The organism is Pectobacterium sp. CFBP8739 (genome assembly GCF_013449375.1).
Taxonomy (GTDB): domain Bacteria; phylum Pseudomonadota; class Gammaproteobacteria; order Enterobacterales; family Enterobacteriaceae; genus Pectobacterium.
Genome location: NZ_JACDRR010000055.1, coordinates 1 through 223 on the forward strand (window position 1 = coordinate 1; position 223 = coordinate 223).

Annotated in this window: 1 tRNA gene; it reads left to right on the forward strand. The window is 49.3% G+C overall.

Annotation, left to right across the window (positions count from 1 at the left end):
- The first annotated feature begins 31 nt into the window (after positions 1 to 31).
- Positions 32 to 107, forward strand: a tRNA-Glu gene (locus H0247_RS19580).
- Positions 108 to 223: the final 116 nt, after the last annotated feature.

Here is a 223-nt window from a genome sequence, read left to right on the forward strand (position 1 = left end):
GAGCAAAAGCGTCAACAAAGTACGGTGTCGTGTCCCCTTCGTCTAGAGGCCTAGGACACCGCCCTTTCACGGCGGTAACAGGGGTTCGAATCCCCTAGGGGACGCCAGCGCATCCGACCATTCCGGTGAAAGCGGGGGTCTTCAGTAAGTCATTTACTTACCACATATCTTAAAACTGATTAGTAATAGTCAGGTTTACGATATTGCTCTTTAACAATCTGGA